This is a genomic window from Allobosea sp. ASV33, from assembly GCF_016428755.1.
GTDB lineage: Bacteria > Pseudomonadota > Alphaproteobacteria > Rhizobiales > Beijerinckiaceae > Allobosea.
On sequence record NZ_JAELTI010000001.1, the window covers coordinates 93,090 to 108,729 of the forward strand.

General features: G+C 61.8%; 17 protein-coding genes and 4 pseudogenes. 13 read left to right on the forward strand and 8 right to left on the reverse strand.

Translation table 11 applies throughout. The features are described from left to right. The first annotated feature begins 143 nt into the window (after positions 1-143). The 3 genes and pseudogenes from JHD80_RS00405 to JHD80_RS00415 all read left to right on the forward strand — a co-directional run bounded on the left by JHD80_RS00405 (position 144) and on the right by JHD80_RS00415 (position 2,411). Positions 144-289: pseudogene (locus tag JHD80_RS00405) on the forward strand (tail protein X). Positions 290-654: 365 nt separating this feature from the next. Then, complete coding sequence (locus JHD80_RS00410; RefSeq protein ID WP_199084386.1) at positions 655-939, forward strand: Csu type fimbrial protein; 285 nt, start codon at positions 655-657, stop codon at positions 937-939. 392 nt (positions 940-1,331) lie between these two features. Beyond that, positions 1,332-2,411: an ABC transporter substrate-binding protein gene (locus JHD80_RS00415; RefSeq protein WP_199084387.1), complete on the forward strand. Its 1,080-nt coding sequence runs from the start codon at positions 1,332-1,334 to the stop codon at positions 2,409-2,411. A gap of 127 nt (positions 2,412-2,538) precedes the next feature. On the opposite strand, the gene JHD80_RS00420 is transcribed toward JHD80_RS00415, so the two are convergent. Continuing rightward, the gene (locus JHD80_RS00420) at positions 2,539-3,435 is read right to left on the reverse strand and encodes a LysR substrate-binding domain-containing protein (RefSeq protein WP_199084388.1); all 897 of its coding nucleotides are present in this window, start codon (positions 3,433-3,435) and stop codon (positions 2,539-2,541) included. Between the two features lie 110 nt (positions 3,436-3,545). Here JHD80_RS00420 and JHD80_RS00425 point away from each other — a divergent pair, with 110 nt between their 5' ends. The 10 genes and pseudogenes from JHD80_RS00425 to JHD80_RS00470 form a co-directional block, all read left to right on the forward strand. Further along, complete coding sequence (locus JHD80_RS00425) at positions 3,546-4,175, forward strand: RraA family protein (protein WP_199084389.1); 630 nt, start codon at positions 3,546-3,548, stop codon at positions 4,173-4,175. A gap of 21 nt (positions 4,176-4,196) precedes the next feature. Next, positions 4,197-5,090 (forward strand): ABC transporter permease, encoded by an 894-nt coding sequence (locus JHD80_RS00430; RefSeq protein ID WP_199084390.1) that lies wholly within the window; start codon positions 4,197-4,199, stop codon positions 5,088-5,090. Continuing rightward, positions 5,077-5,892, forward strand: a complete 816-nt coding sequence (locus JHD80_RS00435) for an ABC transporter permease (RefSeq protein WP_199084391.1) — start codon at positions 5,077-5,079, stop codon at positions 5,890-5,892. The genes JHD80_RS00430 and JHD80_RS00435 overlap by 14 nt, the downstream gene beginning before the upstream one ends. After that, a complete protein-coding gene (locus tag JHD80_RS00440) occupies positions 5,889-7,001 on the forward strand; it encodes an extracellular solute-binding protein (RefSeq protein WP_199084392.1) in 1,113 nt (370 codons plus the stop codon). The genes JHD80_RS00435 and JHD80_RS00440 overlap by 4 nt, the downstream gene beginning before the upstream one ends. Then, the gene (locus JHD80_RS00445; RefSeq protein ID WP_199084393.1) at positions 6,998-8,095 is read left to right on the forward strand and encodes an ABC transporter ATP-binding protein; all 1,098 of its coding nucleotides are present in this window, start codon (positions 6,998-7,000) and stop codon (positions 8,093-8,095) included. Before JHD80_RS00440 ends, JHD80_RS00445 begins: the two co-directional genes overlap by 4 nt. Before the next feature lie 86 nt (positions 8,096-8,181). Further along, positions 8,182-8,916 (forward strand): HpcH/HpaI aldolase family protein, encoded by a 735-nt coding sequence (locus JHD80_RS00450; protein WP_349237185.1) that lies wholly within the window; start codon positions 8,182-8,184, stop codon positions 8,914-8,916. Next, positions 8,913-9,737: a creatininase family protein gene (locus tag JHD80_RS00455; protein WP_199084395.1), complete on the forward strand. Its 825-nt coding sequence runs from the start codon at positions 8,913-8,915 to the stop codon at positions 9,735-9,737. The genes JHD80_RS00450 and JHD80_RS00455 overlap by 4 nt, the downstream gene beginning before the upstream one ends. 4 nt (positions 9,738-9,741) lie before the next feature. After that, complete coding sequence (locus JHD80_RS00460) at positions 9,742-10,746, forward strand: asparaginase domain-containing protein (RefSeq protein ID WP_199084396.1); 1,005 nt, start codon at positions 9,742-9,744, stop codon at positions 10,744-10,746. 396 nt (positions 10,747-11,142) lie between these two features. Further along, positions 11,143-11,453: pseudogene (locus JHD80_RS29360) on the forward strand ((2Fe-2S)-binding protein); the annotation flags it as partial. Further along, a pseudogene (locus JHD80_RS00470) lies at positions 11,448-11,816 on the forward strand (xanthine dehydrogenase family protein molybdopterin-binding subunit); the annotation flags it as partial. The pseudogenes JHD80_RS29360 and JHD80_RS00470, both read left to right, overlap by 6 nt. A 129-nt stretch (positions 11,817-11,945) precedes the next feature. Here the strand turns inward: JHD80_RS00470 and JHD80_RS28515 are convergent. From JHD80_RS28515 to JHD80_RS00505, 7 genes and pseudogenes are all read right to left on the reverse strand, one after another. After that, positions 11,946-12,178: pseudogene (locus tag JHD80_RS28515) on the reverse strand (hypothetical protein); the annotation flags it as partial. A gap of 49 nt (positions 12,179-12,227) precedes the next feature. Next, on the reverse strand, positions 12,228-12,890 hold the full coding sequence (locus JHD80_RS00480; RefSeq protein WP_248311298.1) for an invasion associated locus B family protein: 663 nt from the start codon (positions 12,888-12,890) through the stop codon (positions 12,228-12,230). Further along, entirely contained in the window at positions 12,887-13,642 is a 756-nt protein-coding gene (locus JHD80_RS00485; RefSeq protein WP_199084397.1) for a SapC family protein, read from the reverse strand. The genes JHD80_RS00480 and JHD80_RS00485 overlap by 4 nt, the downstream gene beginning before the upstream one ends. Before the next feature lie 128 nt (positions 13,643-13,770). Beyond that, on the reverse strand, positions 13,771-14,130 hold the full coding sequence (locus tag JHD80_RS00490; RefSeq protein ID WP_210339759.1) for a globin family protein: 360 nt from the start codon (positions 14,128-14,130) through the stop codon (positions 13,771-13,773). 110 nt (positions 14,131-14,240) lie between these two features. Continuing rightward, positions 14,241-14,489 (reverse strand): hypothetical protein, encoded by a 249-nt coding sequence (locus JHD80_RS00495; protein ID WP_199084399.1) that lies wholly within the window; start codon positions 14,487-14,489, stop codon positions 14,241-14,243. 170 nt (positions 14,490-14,659) lie between these two features. Then, positions 14,660-15,031, reverse strand: a complete 372-nt coding sequence (locus tag JHD80_RS00500) for a hypothetical protein (RefSeq protein ID WP_199084400.1) — start codon at positions 15,029-15,031, stop codon at positions 14,660-14,662. 93 nt (positions 15,032-15,124) lie between these two features. Next, positions 15,125-15,613 (reverse strand): DoxX family protein, encoded by a 489-nt coding sequence (locus JHD80_RS00505; RefSeq protein WP_199084401.1) that lies wholly within the window; start codon positions 15,611-15,613, stop codon positions 15,125-15,127. Positions 15,614-15,640 lie beyond the last annotated feature (27 nt).

Sequence of the window (15,640 nt, forward strand, 5' to 3'; positions counted from 1 at the left end):
TCATCAACGTGACATCCCTTCACTTCGTGCAGGCGATCCTCCTTAAGCCGCTGCCGGTGGTGAACCAAGGGGCTCACTCAAGCTCCCTTTCTGTCGAGGTTCAGAGTGACGGCAGCGTCCTCTATGTGTCTAACGAGGGCGACATGGTCAATAAAGTCGCATGGGACCACTACGGGACATCGCAAGGCGCCACCGAAGGCATTCTAGAGGCAAACCGGGCTTAGCGGATCACGGACCGATACTGCCGGCTGGCGTGAAGATCATTCTTCCAAAGATTTCAGCGCTGTGACCTAGAAAGCAGCAACGCAACCAACCGGCTAATCGCTTTGGCTTATTTGGCCGCCCGCCAAAGCCTGCCACTCTGGATTCAGCCACGTAGCTCAGCTGGATAGAGCGCCGGATTCGTAATCCGGGGGTCGCGGGTTCGAATCCCGCCTTGGATTGGGGCCGCCTTCGCAGGCGCCCCCCTTTGTTTTTGGAAGCTCAGCGCGCATGCCGGTGATTGGGCGAAACCTACCGTGGCTCGACAAGCCAAGCAGCAACGACATGCTCTCCCTTGACGACGACGTCGCGTCCCACGACGAGCGATCTCAACTTCGGGTCCGTAGGCGTACTGAGCGCGCCACATGACGCTTTCACGAACCTGGCGCCGACTTGCACGAATGGCACCCTTACCAGATCGGCCTCGATGGCGGATTGTCGGGAGCTGCGAACCCGACCCTGAGGCGAATGACGAAGGGATCGGAAATCGTTACCTACGGGCTCTATCGCAATACCGCGCGCAGCCAGCCCTTCGGAAACACGCTCGGCGTCGACACATTAGCAGGCATGGGCACGGGTCTGGCGCAGACGACATTCGTCTACGGACGCGTGCCCGCCCAGGTCAAGCCCTCGCCGGGTGCCTATACCGACACAATTCAGGCAATTATAACCTATTGAATGCCGAAGGTTGCTTCAAGAAAACTCTCCAAGGCATCGGATTCTAACGTAGTCGTTCGCATGTCCTGGTTATCTCGATGGCATATTTCCCGGAAAAGCTGAGACAGGAAGTGGACTGCTTTCGTGCTGCGCCAAATGCAGAAACTGGCACCCTGCCCGATACTGGACATTCTAACACGTGACCGCTGCGCCCATGAGCAGGCGAGGTTCATTTGTAAGCTTGCATTCAGCCGGCGCCCAATCCGGAACTTTGCCGCCTCTCAAGAACAGTGGCGCCACCAAGACTGGAGCTGGAAAATATCGACAGTTTCAGGGTCCTTTAATTCGCTTAAAATCGCCCTTCCATCCGCGCAAGATGCATCGTCCAAGAACCTGGAACTCAAGGGAATGGCATGTTTGTCAAAGAAGCGCGTGAGCCAACCCGACGGGGGCTGCTGAAGACATCCGGCGCTACATTGCTGACGGTTCCGTTCCTGTCGCGACGCGCCGTAGCCCAGGACGCGATCTTTTTGGTCTCGGTTCCCGACGCCGCGCTGGAAAAATTCGTCATCGATGACGTCGCTCCCATCATGAGGAGGCGATATGGCGCGACGATCCGAACCCGGACTGCCGCCTCCTCCGGGGCCTTGTCGACGCTGCGGGCGCAACGGCGGGCCCCCACGTTGATCGCCACCACATTGGACCAGAGCTATGCCATCCAGGCGCTTCAGGAAGATCTGGTCGAGCCGGTGTCGGTGGGACGGGTCCCTCATCTCGCCGACGTGATGGGCAAGGCGAAGGTCGCCGACGACAGCATCGTAAGCTTTATCCTGAGTGTTGACACGCTTTGCTACAACACGGATGCCTGGCAGGGGGCGCCGAAAAGCTACCGGGAGGTTTTCCGGGATGGCCCGGTGTCGAAAGCCGCGATCCCATCGCCGAGCGGCGGGATCGGTTTCGAATTTCTGGCAATCCTCTCATCGATCGCGACGGGCAAGCCGCTCGTCGAGGCCGCGCTGGAGCTGGAGGCTGGCATCAACTATCTCGCGCGATACCGCGACAAGTTCGGGATGATTTACGCGCGCACGCAGGAGGTGATGCCGCTGCTCGCGAATGGCGACATGTCCTCATGTTTCACAAAGACACGGTTCCTGACGGACTGGATGGAGCGAAAAGCCGCCGTCGACTGTACCGTTCCCCAGGAAGGAGCCTTCTACAGCCTCAACTGCCTGTTGCCGGTCAAAGGTAGCCCCAGCCTGGACATGGGGATGGCGTTCATCGACACGATGCTTTCGCCGGCGATTCAAAGCCGGCTGGCTTCCAAGATCGGCTCGGCTCCGGTCAATCTGAAGGCCGAGAGCAAGATCCCCGATGCGTTGAAGAACGTCGTGCCCACGCCAGCGCAGATCGACAGTCTCGTCCTGCTACCGGACCTGACGCCCTTGAGAGTTGCTTCAGTAGCCAAGATGTTCAATGCGAAGATCGCTCGCTAGCGATGTTCAGACGCTCGATGGGGGCTGCTGAATTATCGTGACCCGGCGCAGCGCTCCACCGCATTGACGAGACCGATGGTCACTAACAGCATCGGGAACCGGTCGAAGACGCTCGACATGGCTTCGGTTACTGGAAAGCGCCTTCGCCGATGATGCTGGCGACGATGTCGGTCGCCTTGATGATGGTGGGGTCTGTAACGGTCCTGTTGCAGAAGACGGCATATTGCAGCGTCGGAGGCTTGAACTTCGTCTCGATGATCTGCAGTTCGCCGGCCGCCAACTGGGCCCGGCAATAGGCTGGAGGCAATGCCGCCGCACCCAGGCCGACGATGGCGAATTCACGGAGCACCGAGAGATTGGACGCGCTCAGGATACGGGAGGGATAGAGCCCGTGTTGATGAAACAAGCTGATGATCGCCTCATGGAAAAGGGACATGTTCGGCTGGAGCAGCAGCGGCAGTTCGGCAAGCTCGGCAAGTGAACCGACTGTTCCCCTCGGCAGCAGCCCCGGGCTGCAAATCCAGGTCGGGCGGCTCTCGGTCAGGATCGTGCAGTTGAACTCGCCCGCACGCATCGGCAAGGACGGACAAATGATGAGATCGAGCATCTGGTCGCGCAAGCCCTGCACCAGAATATCGTTCCAATCGACGGTAGGATCGATCTGCAGGCCTGGAAAAGCTGCACCGATCGCGTCGATCAGCTGCTTCAGATAAAGCGAGGCGACCAGCTCGGTGATGCCGAGACGCAGCACGTTGCCGTGCTTGTGGGTGGGCTTGGTCAGCCGGAAGATGTTGGCTCGCGTATCAAGCAGCTTCTCACACAAAAGCAGGATCTGTCGCCCCTCGGCGCTGGCGACGAGCGAGCGTCCGTCGCGCTCGAACACACGCATGCCCAGCGCCGCTTCGAACTCCTGAAGGCGCTTGGAGACTGTCGACTCGGTCGTGTTCAGCCGTTCGGCCGCCTTCACGATTCCGCCCAAGCGAACAACGCTGTGAAACGCCTCGACCTGTTTGAATGTAATCACGGGGGCTTCCGATACTGGAAAATTACGACATCGACACTGCTAATTATTTCGCTTTCTTATGTTTGTGAGCGGGCTCAGGATGACTGTCAACAGCCAGCTAGGAGCACGACGTGAGCTCAGATGCTTTGATCCGCGATTTTTCCGGCCTGTCCACGACCGTGATCGGCGACAACCTCGACAGGTTGCGAGGAGCGGTCGGCCTTCGGCCGCTGCATGGTTCCAAGTCGGTCGTCGGCCGGGCCTTCACCGTGCAGACCCGACCCGGCGACAACCTCTTCGTCCATCTTTCGCTCGATCTGGCCAAGCCGGGCGACATCATTGTCGTGGACGGAGGAGGGCTCGAGACCGGCGCCCTCATCGGTGAGATCATGATGCGCTATGCCCAGAGCAAGGGCATTGCCGGTTTCGTCATCGACGGCGCCGTTCGCGATGCGGCCGCGTTTATCGAGGCTGAGTTTCCTTGTTTTGCTCGGTCAACCTCGAACCGCGGCCCGCATAAGAACGGGCCCGGCACGGTGCGGCAGCCGATTTCGGTCGGCGGTATGCCGGTGCAGCAGGGCGACATCATCGTCGGGGACGTCGACGGAGTGGTCGCGATCCGTCCGGACGAGGCAGAGCATGTGCTCAAGCAGTCCACTCAGCAGCTCGTCAAGGAACGCCAATTGCTGGAGGACATCGCCGAAGGCCGCTTCGACAGGCGATGGCTCGCTGAGCTGATCGAACTCCACGGCGAACGATAGAGCTCAGAGGAGCGCTGGATCATGGCCTCGACGCTCAAGACATCCACGCGAAGAACGAGAACCTTCCTGTCGGGCTCGGCCGCTCTGGTTCTTCCGGCCATCCTGCTGCTGCTCGTCACGTACATCCTGCCTTTGCTCCAGGTGCTGAGGCTGAGCGTCTCGTCGGCGGATCCGAGCGTCCTGGACGGGGCGGGTTTCACGCTGCGACACTATTTCGAGTTCTTTGCCGATCCGACATCGCTGCGGGTGATCTGGCGATCGCTCTGGATTTCGTTCGTCAGCGCGCTCATCGCACTGGTGATCGCCTATCCCTATGCCATCAGCGTCGCGAAGAGCGGACCGGTAATGCGGCGCGTTCTCATCTCCTTGGCCTTGCTGCCGATGACGACGAGCGGCGTGGTGCGCGCTTACGGCGTCATCATGGTTCTTGGCCGCGAGGGTCCGCTCAACAAGCTTTTGATGGCCTTGGGCCTCGTATCCCAGCCCGTCCAGTTTCTATATGGCCCGGCGGCGCTGATCATCGGCAACATCTACTTCGTCATGCCCTTCGTGATCTTGCCGCTCGCGGCGGGAATAGCCCGCCTCGACGGCCGGTTGCTCGAGGCGGCATCGACCCTGGGCGCGACCAAGGTCAGCATCAACCGCACGATTACCTTGCCGCTGCTGGTTCCTTCGATCGCGGCGGGCACGATCGTCGCCTTCACGCTGAACATGACCGCTTTCGTCACGCCGGGCCTGCTGGGCGGGCAAGGCTACCTGATGCTCACGACCCTGCTCGGGCAGCAGATGTTCAATCTCGCCAACTGGATCACGGGTTCGGTGATCGCCGTGGTTCTGCTCGTCATCGTGATCGTGACGATGACCGCCTACCAGACGTGGCTCGACAGGAAGGCAGGCTTCTATGCGCCAAGATAGCAGCAGATCCCGGCTGGCCGACGTCTCGTTCGGCGACGCCTTCCGCTACGCTGCCACTTCGTTCGGTGCCGTTATTCTCGTGCTGCCGATGCTGGCCGTGATCGTCTCATCCTTCGGGGAGACCGCCTATGCCCGCTTTCCGCCCCAGGGCTTCACCCTTCATTGGTACACGGCGTTCGACGAGGTTCCGGGGCTGATCGCCTCGCTGATCTACAGTCTGAAGCTGTCGCTGATCGTCACCGCAATGTCCGTGGCGCTGGCCCTCCTGAGCGCGATCGGACTCACGCTGCGGGTCATTCCCGGCCGAGCGCTGATTACGAGCTTTCTGATGCTGCCGCTCGTGCTGCCCTCGATCGTGGTCGGCCTCGCGCTGATGCTCTTCTTCAGCGCCTTCTGGACCGCCGACTATTTCACGGGGCTGGTGATCGGCCACCTCATCATCAGCTTCCCCTATGCGCTACGCAGCATCCTGCCCGCTCTGGAGACTTTCGACCGCAATCTCTGGGCGGCAAGTCGGACCCTGGGCGCCAATCCCTGGCAGGCCTTCCGGACGATCCTGGCGCCGATCGCGATGCCGAGCGTGCTGTCGGCCGCGCTGTTCGCCTTCCTGATTTCCTTCGACAACTACAACGTCTCAGCATTCCTGCAGGATCCGCTGACACCACCCCTGCCGGTGGTTCTCTACAACCAGGCGGAGCAGGCACTGAGCCCGGTGCTGATGGCTGTCTCTTCCGCCTTGATCCTCTTCTCCGTGGTGCTTGTCGCCCTGTTCGGCAAATACCTGATCAGCACCGGCAAGTGACGTTTTCCATAAAAACAAGGGGAACTGAAATGACCATCGCGACAAAGGTCAATCCATCACGCCGGACCATGCTGAAGGCAGGAGCTGGCGGTCTGGCTATGCCGTTCCTTGGCAACCGGGCATTCGGTCAAAAAGTGACGCAGGTTCTGGTGACTCTGCCTGACGCCTCGATCGAGAAACTGGTGCTCACCAGGGTCGCCCCAATCTTGCGGGACCGGTTCAAAGTCGAGTTGAAGACCCAGCAGTCATCGTCCTCGCAAGTGTTGTCCACGATGCGCGTGCAGCGCAGCCGACCGACCATCCTGGCTGCGACGCTGGATCTGAGCTTCGCGATCCAAGCCTTGGAGGAGGGGCTTGCCGAGCCTGCGACCGTCGCCAACATTCCCAATCTGGCCGATGTCATTCCCAAAGCCTTCGCCGCGAACGGCAACATCGTCAGCTTTATTCTCAGCGCGGATACGTTGACCTACAACACGGCGCTCTGGCCGAAAGCGCCCCAGAGCTATGCCGACATTTTCGACCCTGCCAAGGTCAGGACCACGGCGGTTCCGGCAGCCGGGTCGAATATCGGCCTCGAATTTCTGGCCGCGGCGTCGGCAGCCAGTTCCGGCAAGAGCATCACCGAAGCGATGAACGATCTGGAAGCGGGCGTGCGCTATCTCGGGCGGTTCCGCGACCAGATCAAGATGATCTACACCCGCTCGCAGGAGGTCATGCCGCTTCTCGCCAATGGCGATGTCGGCGTGTGTTTCAACAAGACCCGCTTCATGACGGACTGGATCTTCCGGGGCGCGCCGCTCGATTGCATCGTGCCGACGCAAGGCGCCTTCTACAGCCTGAACTGCCTCGTTCCGGTGAAGGGCTCCCCGGTCCCGGAGATCGCCAACGCCTATATCGACATCATGCTGTCGCCCGAGATCCAGAGCCTGTGGGCGTCGGAGATCGGCTCGGCGCCGGTGAACCGACGAGCCGTAATCGATATCCCCGAGGCGATGAAGCGGATCGTGCCGAAGCCGGAGCAGATCGAGAAACTGGCTCTGTTGCCCGAGCTGCCTCAAAAGCAGATCGCCGAGCTGACCAAGCTCTTCAACAGCGAAGTCGCGCGATGACGGCGTCGAAGAATTCGGTCCCAGCCCTGGAGTTGCGACGCCTCGTCGCCTCCTATGGTGGCGAGCCGGTTGTCAACGGCATCGACCTCTCCGTCGCTCCCGGCGAGTTCATTTCCCTGCTCGGCCCCAGCGGCTGCGGGAAATCGACCACGTTGCGGTTGATCGCGGGGCTAGAAAACCCGCTGAGCGGGGAGATCGTCGTCAACGGCAAGACCCTCAACGGCGTGCCGCCGCATCGCCGCGAAATGGGCGTCGTCTTTCAGGATTACGCACTTTTTCCGCATATGACCGTGTCGCGCAACATCGGCTACGGGCTCGAGATGCGCGGCAGGGCGAGCAGCGAGATCGCGCAACGCGTCGCCGAGATGATCGAGCTCGTCGGGCTGTCCGGCTTCGGCGATAGGCTTCCGGGCGCCCTGAGCGGGGGGCAGCGCCAGCGTGTCGCGCTGGCCCGGGCCCTGGCTCCCAAGCCTGCCCTGTTGCTGCTCGACGAGCCGTTCGCGGCCCTCGATCGTCACCTTCGGGTGCGGATGCAGACGGAGCTGCGGCGGATTCAACGCCTGATGGGCGTCGCGACGATCTTCGTGACGCATGATCAGGAAGAGGCGCTGGCGATGTCGGACCGGATCGCCGTGATGTCCACCGGCGTATTCGCCGACATAGGCGATCCCAGGCGCATCTACATGAAGCCGGCCTCGCGCTTCGCTTTGGACTTCATCGGCGGCTCGTCGGTGTTGCCGGTCGTCGTCGAAGCGATCGGCGCGACGGAACATCGTTGCCGGGTCGAAGCCACCGGAGAGATCGTCATCGCCGGCCAGGCTCTCGACTACCGGCCCACCGTCGGCGCCAGGGCGCTTCTGGCGCTGCGCGCCAATCAGATCCGGCTGCGCGACGCGGTCGAACCCGGCGAGAACGGTTGCCGGGTGCAGATCACGGACAGCGTCTTTCTCGGGACCTCGACCGAGTACGCACTCGATCTCGGGGGCGTGTCGTTGGACGCGATGCTTCCCGCATCCGCCCCGGCGATCGCGCCCTCGGCGTCAAAATTCGCCTGCTGGTCGAAAGCCGATGGCTGGCTGGTTTCAAGAGACTAAGAGAAAAAGGAAAGACAATGCCTGTCCCATTCAGCAATTCGCTCAAAAAGAAGCTGGCGCAGGGCGCGACATGTTTCGGCGCGGTCATGCGGCTGCATTCGACCGAGATCGTCGAGATGGCCGGAATTGCCGGCTGCGACTACGTCGTCGTCGACGCAGAGCACGAGCCGTTCACGGTGCGGGAGGCCGCCGAGCTGGTCCAGACGACCCTGCTGTGCGGCATGACCCCGATCGTGCGGCTCGGCCGCTCTTCGATGCACATGATCGACCCGATGCTGTCGGCCGGCGCGCAAGGCTTCAATCTGGCGCGGGTGAAGACCGCCGCGGACGTGCGCGAGCTGACCGATGCGCTCTATTATTACCCCCATGGGACGCGAACGGTCTATGCGCTCGGCCGGTCCGGACGCTTCGGTTTCGAAACCGAGGAAGACAGCTGGATGAAGGAGGTCAACGCGGAGCTTCTGGTGGGTGTGATCATCGAAGAATCCGAGGCGATCGACAACCTCGAGGCCATCCTGGCCGAACCGCTGCTCGATTTCGTGGATTGCGGGGCCAAGGACCTGCGCCAATCGATGAACATGCCGCCGATGAGCGATGTGAAGGCGATCGAAGCGTCGGTCTTCGCCAGGGCGAAGGCCGCAGGCAAATTCACGGGGCACAGCGTCCAGGGGCACCTGCCCGACGAGGCGGTCTACCGGTCCTTCGCGAAGGGCGGCGGCGTGATGCTCAACGCTACGCCGAGCGGCATCATCATGTCGGCGCTGGCGGCCCAGGCCGCGCTCGCCAGGACGATCTCGGCGAAGCAGGAGAAGGCGGCGTGAAAAAGACCTCGCTCTCCCACCTCACCAACATCGAAGTCTTGAGCGCCGCACAGTCCGGCAGCGTTCTGCTGCTGCCGATCGGCACCGTGGAAAGCAACGGGCCGCACCAACTGCTTGGATGCGACTTCATCATTGCCGAAAAGCTCGCTCTCGCCGTTGCGGCGCGCACGAACGCTCTCGTTATGCCGACCCTGCATTACGGGCTGTCGGAAATGCACGATTCATTGCCCGGCACCTTCACCCTGTCGGAACCCATCTTCTCGCAGCTCGTCGAAACGGTGGTGCGCGAGGCGGTCAGAAACGGTTTCACCAAGATCGTCATGTTCAATTGCCATCGGCAGAATATCCAGCCGCTGGAAATCATCGGCCGCAAGATGCGGCGCGAAGCCCTGGCCGATCTGGCGCTGCTCGACCCCCTGGAAATCACCCGCGACGTCGCCGGCGAAGCCTTCAAGGGCGATGGCAAATGGGCGACGGGCCATGGTGGCGAGCCCCTCATGTCCCTGATCGCTCATCTCCAGGGCGATGATATCAGGCTCGATGCGCGGTTTCCGCCGGGGCTCAATAGCGTCGCCGGGTTGCAGCCGCTGGGATCATCGAAATTCGCCTTCAAGGCCAGCAAGGTCGGGCTGTTCCCCCTTTCGAAGGAGGTCAACGCCAGCGGTGCCTGGGCCGACGTGACCAACAGCAGCGCCGAGCGCGGCCAAGTCGCCTTCGACAAACTGTGCGACTATGTCGTGGAGTTCGTCGAGATGTTCGGCACCACCGATATCCTGTCAAATGCCGATCAAGTGGCGCGGCCATCGGTGCGGGCGGGATAGGCCCGTGACTTCGCCCGATCAGGATCTCACCGGCAAGGTTGCCATTTTCGCATTGGGCGGAACCATCGCCATGGTGCCGGGGGTCGACAGCGGAGCCGTCCCGCGGCTCGATGCGAACGATCTGGTCAAGGCCGTTCCCGCTTTGGCGGCCTTCGACCTCGACGCAGTGAGCTTCAGGCAGAAGCCTGGTGCCCACCTGACATTCGACGACATCGAGAGCCTCGCCGGTCAGATTCAAAAGGCCTGCGAGCGTGGGGCCACAGGGGTCGTCGTCACCCAGGGAACCGACACGATCGAGGATGTAGCCTTTGCCCTCGATCTGCTCCTAGACCTCTCTCGGCCCGTGGTAGTGACGGGAGCGATGCGCAATCCCTCGCTGGCCGGGGCAGATGGTCCTGCCAATCTCCTCGCCGCGGTTCACGTTGCTCGCTCGCCCGTTGCGCGCGATCTCGGCGTCCTCGTCGTGTTCAATGACGAGCTTCACGCCGCGCGTTTCGTCACCAAGCAGCACACGACCAATGTTGCAGCCTTCGTCTCCCCAAATGCAGGCAAGCTCGGATGGCTATCGGAGGGCGCGGTCGTTGTTCCGCTAAGGCTTCCCAAAGGGCCTTGTATCGCGCGGCTTCCGGACCCGCGTCCCGCCCATGTCCCGCTTCTGACGCTGACGCTCGATTTCGATATCCGAACCCTCAAGGCCGTGGCTGAAACGGACGTCGACGCGCTCGTCGTCGAGGCGCTCGGAGGCGGTCATTGCGGCCCCGAGGTGGCCGTCGTGCTCGCAGGTATCGCAGCCGAGAAGCCTGTGATCTTGGCCTCGCGGACAGGGGCTGGACAGGTACTGCGAAACACCTACGGCTTTCCGGGCAGCGAGATGGATCTGTTGGGAAAGGGCCTTGTCGACAGCGGCTGGATCGATGGACGAAAAGCGCGGATTCTGACAGCGCTGGCTATGAGGTACGGTGCGTCACCACAGCGCATCAGCGACCTGTTGACGGCCTTTCGTGGCTAGCAGGGGTCTGGATCGCCCATCGTAGGATTCGATATCCGAACGCGAGCGTCCCCCGTACAGGCTGCATTTGTTGCGCATCCCATAAGTGCGCCATTCTTCCGATAAGAGGGAGCTGTTCCACCTCAAAAGTGCGTAAGGCACTGAGGCGCTCGTGGCAGGGCTGGCCGCAGTCCCTGCAGCTCTCGCGCCTTCTATGTTTCCGTAAGAACGAAACTGTATTTGTTGAACTGATGCACCTGAGGGAGCCGCGGCACGCCATCTACCCAATGATCGCCCCTGATGGTGTTCAGGCCGATCAGACAGCGATCCGAAGGACCGCCGATTGTTGCGTGAACCGATTGGCTTCCCCCGCGTTTGCGAACTGGAATGAACAAAAGTTCGACCCGGGAGCGCAGCATGCGATTTAACATCAACGGCAACTCCGTCGAGGTGGAAGCCGATCTGCGCACCTCGCTCCTCGATATCCTGCGCGATCATCTCGGGCTGACCGGCTCGAAAAAGGGTGCAACCAGGGGGCCTGCGGCGCTTGTACCGTGCTCGTAGATGGCGAGCGGATCAACGCCTGTTTGGGGCTTGCTGTGCAGTATGAGGGCCGCGAGATCACGACGGTTGAGGGGCTCGGGACGCTCGCCTCACTGGCGCCGCTGCAACAAGCCTTTATCGACCATGACGGCTTCCAGTGCGGCTACTGCACGCCGGGGCGCGTGTCGCGCTTCCTTGGTTCCTTTGATTGCGGCCGCATCCTCAATCCCAAGACGGCAGCCAGCCAGTTCCGCGGCGGAATCATCATGGGGCTGGGCCTAGCCCTGATGGAGGAAACCCAGTTCGACGAGCGCAAGGGCCGGGTGATGAACCCAAGCCTTGCAGAGTACCATGTCCCGGTACATCTCGACGTGCCGGACATCGACGTGATCTGGACCGATATTCCCGACCCCCACACCCCCATGGGGGCACGCGGCGTGGGCGAGATCGGCATCACCGGCACCGGGGCCGCCGTTGCAAACGCGATCTTCAACGCGACGGGAAAGCGTGTTCGCGACCTTCCGATCACGCTGGACAAATTGATCTAGCGATCGGGAGGAAGCGCAGGTAGTCGTGGATCAATCAGTACCGCCAAGCGCCGACGGCGAGCTAACGCCAGGAGCCGACCTTAAGCATCTGCCCGATACGAGACATTCCGGCAGACGCTTAGCACTCTAGCGGCCGCGCTCGGCGGCCAGATCGACCGAGGCCGAAATCGCGTTGAAGCTGATCGTTCCATCGAGATGTCGGCGAAGGCGACCGTGTCGTCTGACGCCGCGGCCAAGCGCAGTGTCTGGAGCGCGTCCTGGAAACCCATGATGCCGAACCCGACCGGTCGATGGCGCCTGTTCGAGCGGCGCGCTTCCGGGATCGTGTAGAGATTGATGTCAACAACATTGTCGAGCATCTTTGGCGGGGCCGCAGCGCGCCTCGCTCTTGTCTTGCAGCGGCACCCAACGTCAACGCGATAACGCCGCGACACGATCGAGGGCGGTGGCAAGGCCTTGAAGCGAGACCGAGAACGGCGCGGCGGCGCCCCCATCGGCCGTCGCCTTGATCTTGAGGGCCGTGCCGGAACGCAGGGCGACGATCGTCGCCGCGTCGAAGCTGACCGAGACGAGGCAGCCACCCGGCATGCAGGTGCGGAAGCGCACCGGCTGCATGGCCGGCTTCTCATCGATCTGAAACGACGCGCCAGCATCGAGCGCCAGCCCGAACGGCAGGACGAGCGTGCCGGCCACCATGTTGCCGCTTGGGGCGTTGAGCTCGATGGCGAGCACGCGCTGGCCATTCTGCTGCGCCTGAACCTGGCTCAGCACGCAACGCTTCTGATTGCCCTGCTGGGCGCAGGCGACACGCCAGTCCTTATAGGTCTCGTTGAGCGACGAGGCGCCGCCCGGCAGTCCTGCCGCTGCGCCGCCGGCGCCAGCCTGTCCGGTCGACTGCGCCTGCGCGATCTCGAAGCGCGGCGGTGCCGGATCGTCGTGGATCTCCGTTGCCGATGCCACAAAGCTCGGCGTCGAGATCGCGCCTTCCGAGGCCAGCCAGCCGGTCACACCGCCGGCAACCAGGAGTGCTGCGAGGGAGGATAGGCCAAGGAAACGTGCCTGCTTGCGCATCATGCGAGCGCCTTTCGTTCGTTCGCGCGCTGCGCATTGAGATCGAGCAGGGCCTGGAAGCTCTGCAGAGAAGCGAGATGGAGGGTGACGAGGCTGAGCCAGCCCTTCGCGTGCCATTCGGCGACGGTCTTCTCCGGGAGCGCGCGGAAGGCCTTCTCGTTGACTGCAAAGAAGCCGTTGAGCTGATGCTGCGTCCCATCCGGCAGGCGGAAATCGGCGTGATAGGGCTCGAGGATGCCGGCGGCGATCAGCGCCCGGCCGAAGGCGACCGTGGCGGCATAGTCGACATGGAACGCATGGCAGAAGGCCATCGCGTTCTGCGCCATGGGTGTCGGCCGGCCCGCGTCGTCAAAAACGCGCTGCGCGTCCTCCCGGGCGCTGGCGGAGGCCACGAAGCGATCGCTCCCGCGGTCGACGGTGAGGAGCTGCTGCTCTCCGTCCGGCGTCTCCATCACGATGAACGGATAGCGCCGCACATAGGCCGGCACGTAGCTCCCCGCCCGCCAGCTCCCGTCCCGCTCGACGAAGAGATTGTGTTCCTTACGGATGGCGACGAGCGCGATCGGCGAGGCCTGATCATCCATCGCGATGACGATCGGGTAATGCCGCATCACCACGGGAAACTCCCCGGTCGACAGCGGTATCGCAACGGCTTCACGCGCGAAGCCGTATCCGGCGGCCGGCACGAGCCCGACGTCACCGTGGTCCTCGAAGCGCAGAAGCACCGGGTCCTTGTAGAAGAGCGGAAGGGCCACTCCTCTATTTGCATCATGAAGTGTCATATTGTCTTTCCTCGCGACGCACTCACATCACGTTATTTGTTTCCAAAGGCAGCGGCCCTTCATTGGGTTTGCCCCGTTGACCTCTGCGTTATAGGTGTTGATCACTGCATGAGGAGCATTTCGCGCCAGGCTCGCTCGACCTCATTCGTGAAACGGCATCCGAGGCTGCGTCGCAACGTCCAAAGCAAGGTCTCGCTGATCGGTTGGTAATGAGCATCGATCATGCGGCAGATTTTGCGGGAGTACGCCAAATCTCGAACCGACGGAAGCAAAGCTCCAAATCGCGGAATCTCGTCCAGCACCAGCCTCAGTGTCGGCAGAAGCTTCCTTGCCTGCGGCTCCAGATCCATTGCAAACAGCCGATACACTTCGGGATACGCATCCAGAAGTCGATGAGCGAACATCGTGTCGACGCCATCGGAAACGGAGTCCAGTTGATCGAGACTCTCTTCGATCAGCAAGAGCGTGCATTGATCCATAACCACGTCCTAATCCTACGGCACTCCCTTGGAGGCTTCAGGCCCGCAGCAACCTGCCTGGAAGCCGCATTGAATTTTGAATATGCCGAACGTCAGTTGCTTCCTGCAGGCCGTTTGCCGGACGGTGTCCCATCCGGATTCATGCCGTAACGGCGGTACAGCGCCTGTTCGTCACGAGCCAACTGTGCATCCATGCGCGCGTCGGCGCTTTTTGCCAGCGCGTTTCGCGCGGCCAGCGCAACGGGAGCTTTGGCGAAACTAGAGAGGCCTGTCGGATCTGCGCTGGCGGCAAGGCTGGTCGCGCCTTGAACGGCACCAAATGCCGTTGCCTCAGCGTTCAATTGTTTCTCCAAGGCTCTTGTCTCGCTTGAGAAGTTCGAACCTTGAAAATTGGATTGCGTGCTCTGGCAACCGGCTAGCGCAGCCGCGGCCACGAATAGCGATACAAATGAAGCACGAGGGCCTTCTGGATTGACGCGCAAATGACGACCTCAAATGGTTTGATAGATGTTCAATAACAGGCGACTTTGAACTCGCCCTGGTTCCGCAGAACGAAGCCATGCATCGGCCCCATTGCCCGCGCCGCAAGCGCTCCGCCCGGCCCCGCGAAGCCGATGCCGGCGACGGCCGCGTTCACCCCCATATTTGCGGCCCGCACGCCTTGCGTGTGCGCCTGAAGCTGATCGATGCAGGATTGCGCAGAGGCATATGCCCGGGCTCGTTCCCGATCTTCGGGTTTCGCATCGGGCTGGCTCGCCGCCAGTTCAGCAGCCGCCTGGCGACCTGCCATGTCTGTTCGCAAGGCACTCAGCCGCGCGTCGCCGGAGCTACAACCAGCCGCAAGCAGGCAAATCGCCCCCACGATGAAATACCCTGTGCTCATGCAATTCGCTCCCTCCTTTGAACATGGATCATGGGCCCCGGGCTTCGACGCCCTGGGCGCAGAAGGCTGTGACCGGGTGAAACCGCGCAACGTTTACGCCTGCATTGACAGACGAGACCCCTTCCGGATCGCAGACGCGTAGATTGCGACGAAAAGGCCGCCCGTAACGGTGATGTGTTCCATCGCCACATGGAACTCCATGGTGCTCATGGGCTCTTCCATGGTCCAGAAATCGTGAGCGATCGGGATCGTCAAAACGGTGAAAGCGGCCAAAGCCCCGGCAGCCATCCACGTCCACCGATCGAGGATGACGAGGATCGAGCCGAGGAGCAGGGTGATCACCGTCGCAAAATAGAAAAGGACTTCCGGCACCAGACCGAAATGCCGCATTTCCGCGAGCCCTGCATCGAAGTCGAAAAGTTTAGCCAGGCCGCTGGACCAGAACATGAAGGTCAGTACAGTTCGCGCCAAATAGCCGAACCATAGCTTGCCGAAATCGTTCTCGGCTGCGCCTGCAAGGATCCGCGCGGGCGTCGAGGATACGGTTGGCAAGAGATCGCTCTTGGTGGTTTCAACGTTCATATTTATTCCGATGAATCGCAAAGGAGG

Bases quoted from the DNA above. Each gene is read 5' to 3' on its own strand.
- JHD80_RS00430 (WP_199084390.1), top strand. From the start codon at position 4,197: ATGGCCTCGACGCTCAAGACATCCACGCGAAGAACGAGAACCTTCCTG.
- JHD80_RS00480 (WP_248311298.1), bottom strand. From the start codon at position 12,890: ATGATGCGCAAGCAGGCACGTTTCCTTGGCCTATCCTCCCTCGCAGCA.
- JHD80_RS00505 (WP_199084401.1), bottom strand. From the start codon at position 15,613: ATGAACGTTGAAACCACCAAGAGCGATCTCTTGCCAACCGTATCCTCG.
- JHD80_RS00500 (WP_199084400.1), bottom strand. From the start codon at position 15,031: ATGAGCACAGGGTATTTCATCGTGGGGGCGATTTGCCTGCTTGCGGCT.
- JHD80_RS00435 (WP_199084391.1), top strand. From the start codon at position 5,077: ATGCGCCAAGATAGCAGCAGATCCCGGCTGGCCGACGTCTCGTTCGGC.
- JHD80_RS00415 (WP_199084387.1), top strand. From the start codon at position 1,332: ATGTTTGTCAAAGAAGCGCGTGAGCCAACCCGACGGGGGCTGCTGAAG.
- JHD80_RS00445 (WP_199084393.1), top strand. From the start codon at position 6,998: ATGACGGCGTCGAAGAATTCGGTCCCAGCCCTGGAGTTGCGACGCCTC.
- JHD80_RS00450 (WP_349237185.1), top strand. From the start codon at position 8,182: ATGCGGCTGCATTCGACCGAGATCGTCGAGATGGCCGGAATTGCCGGC.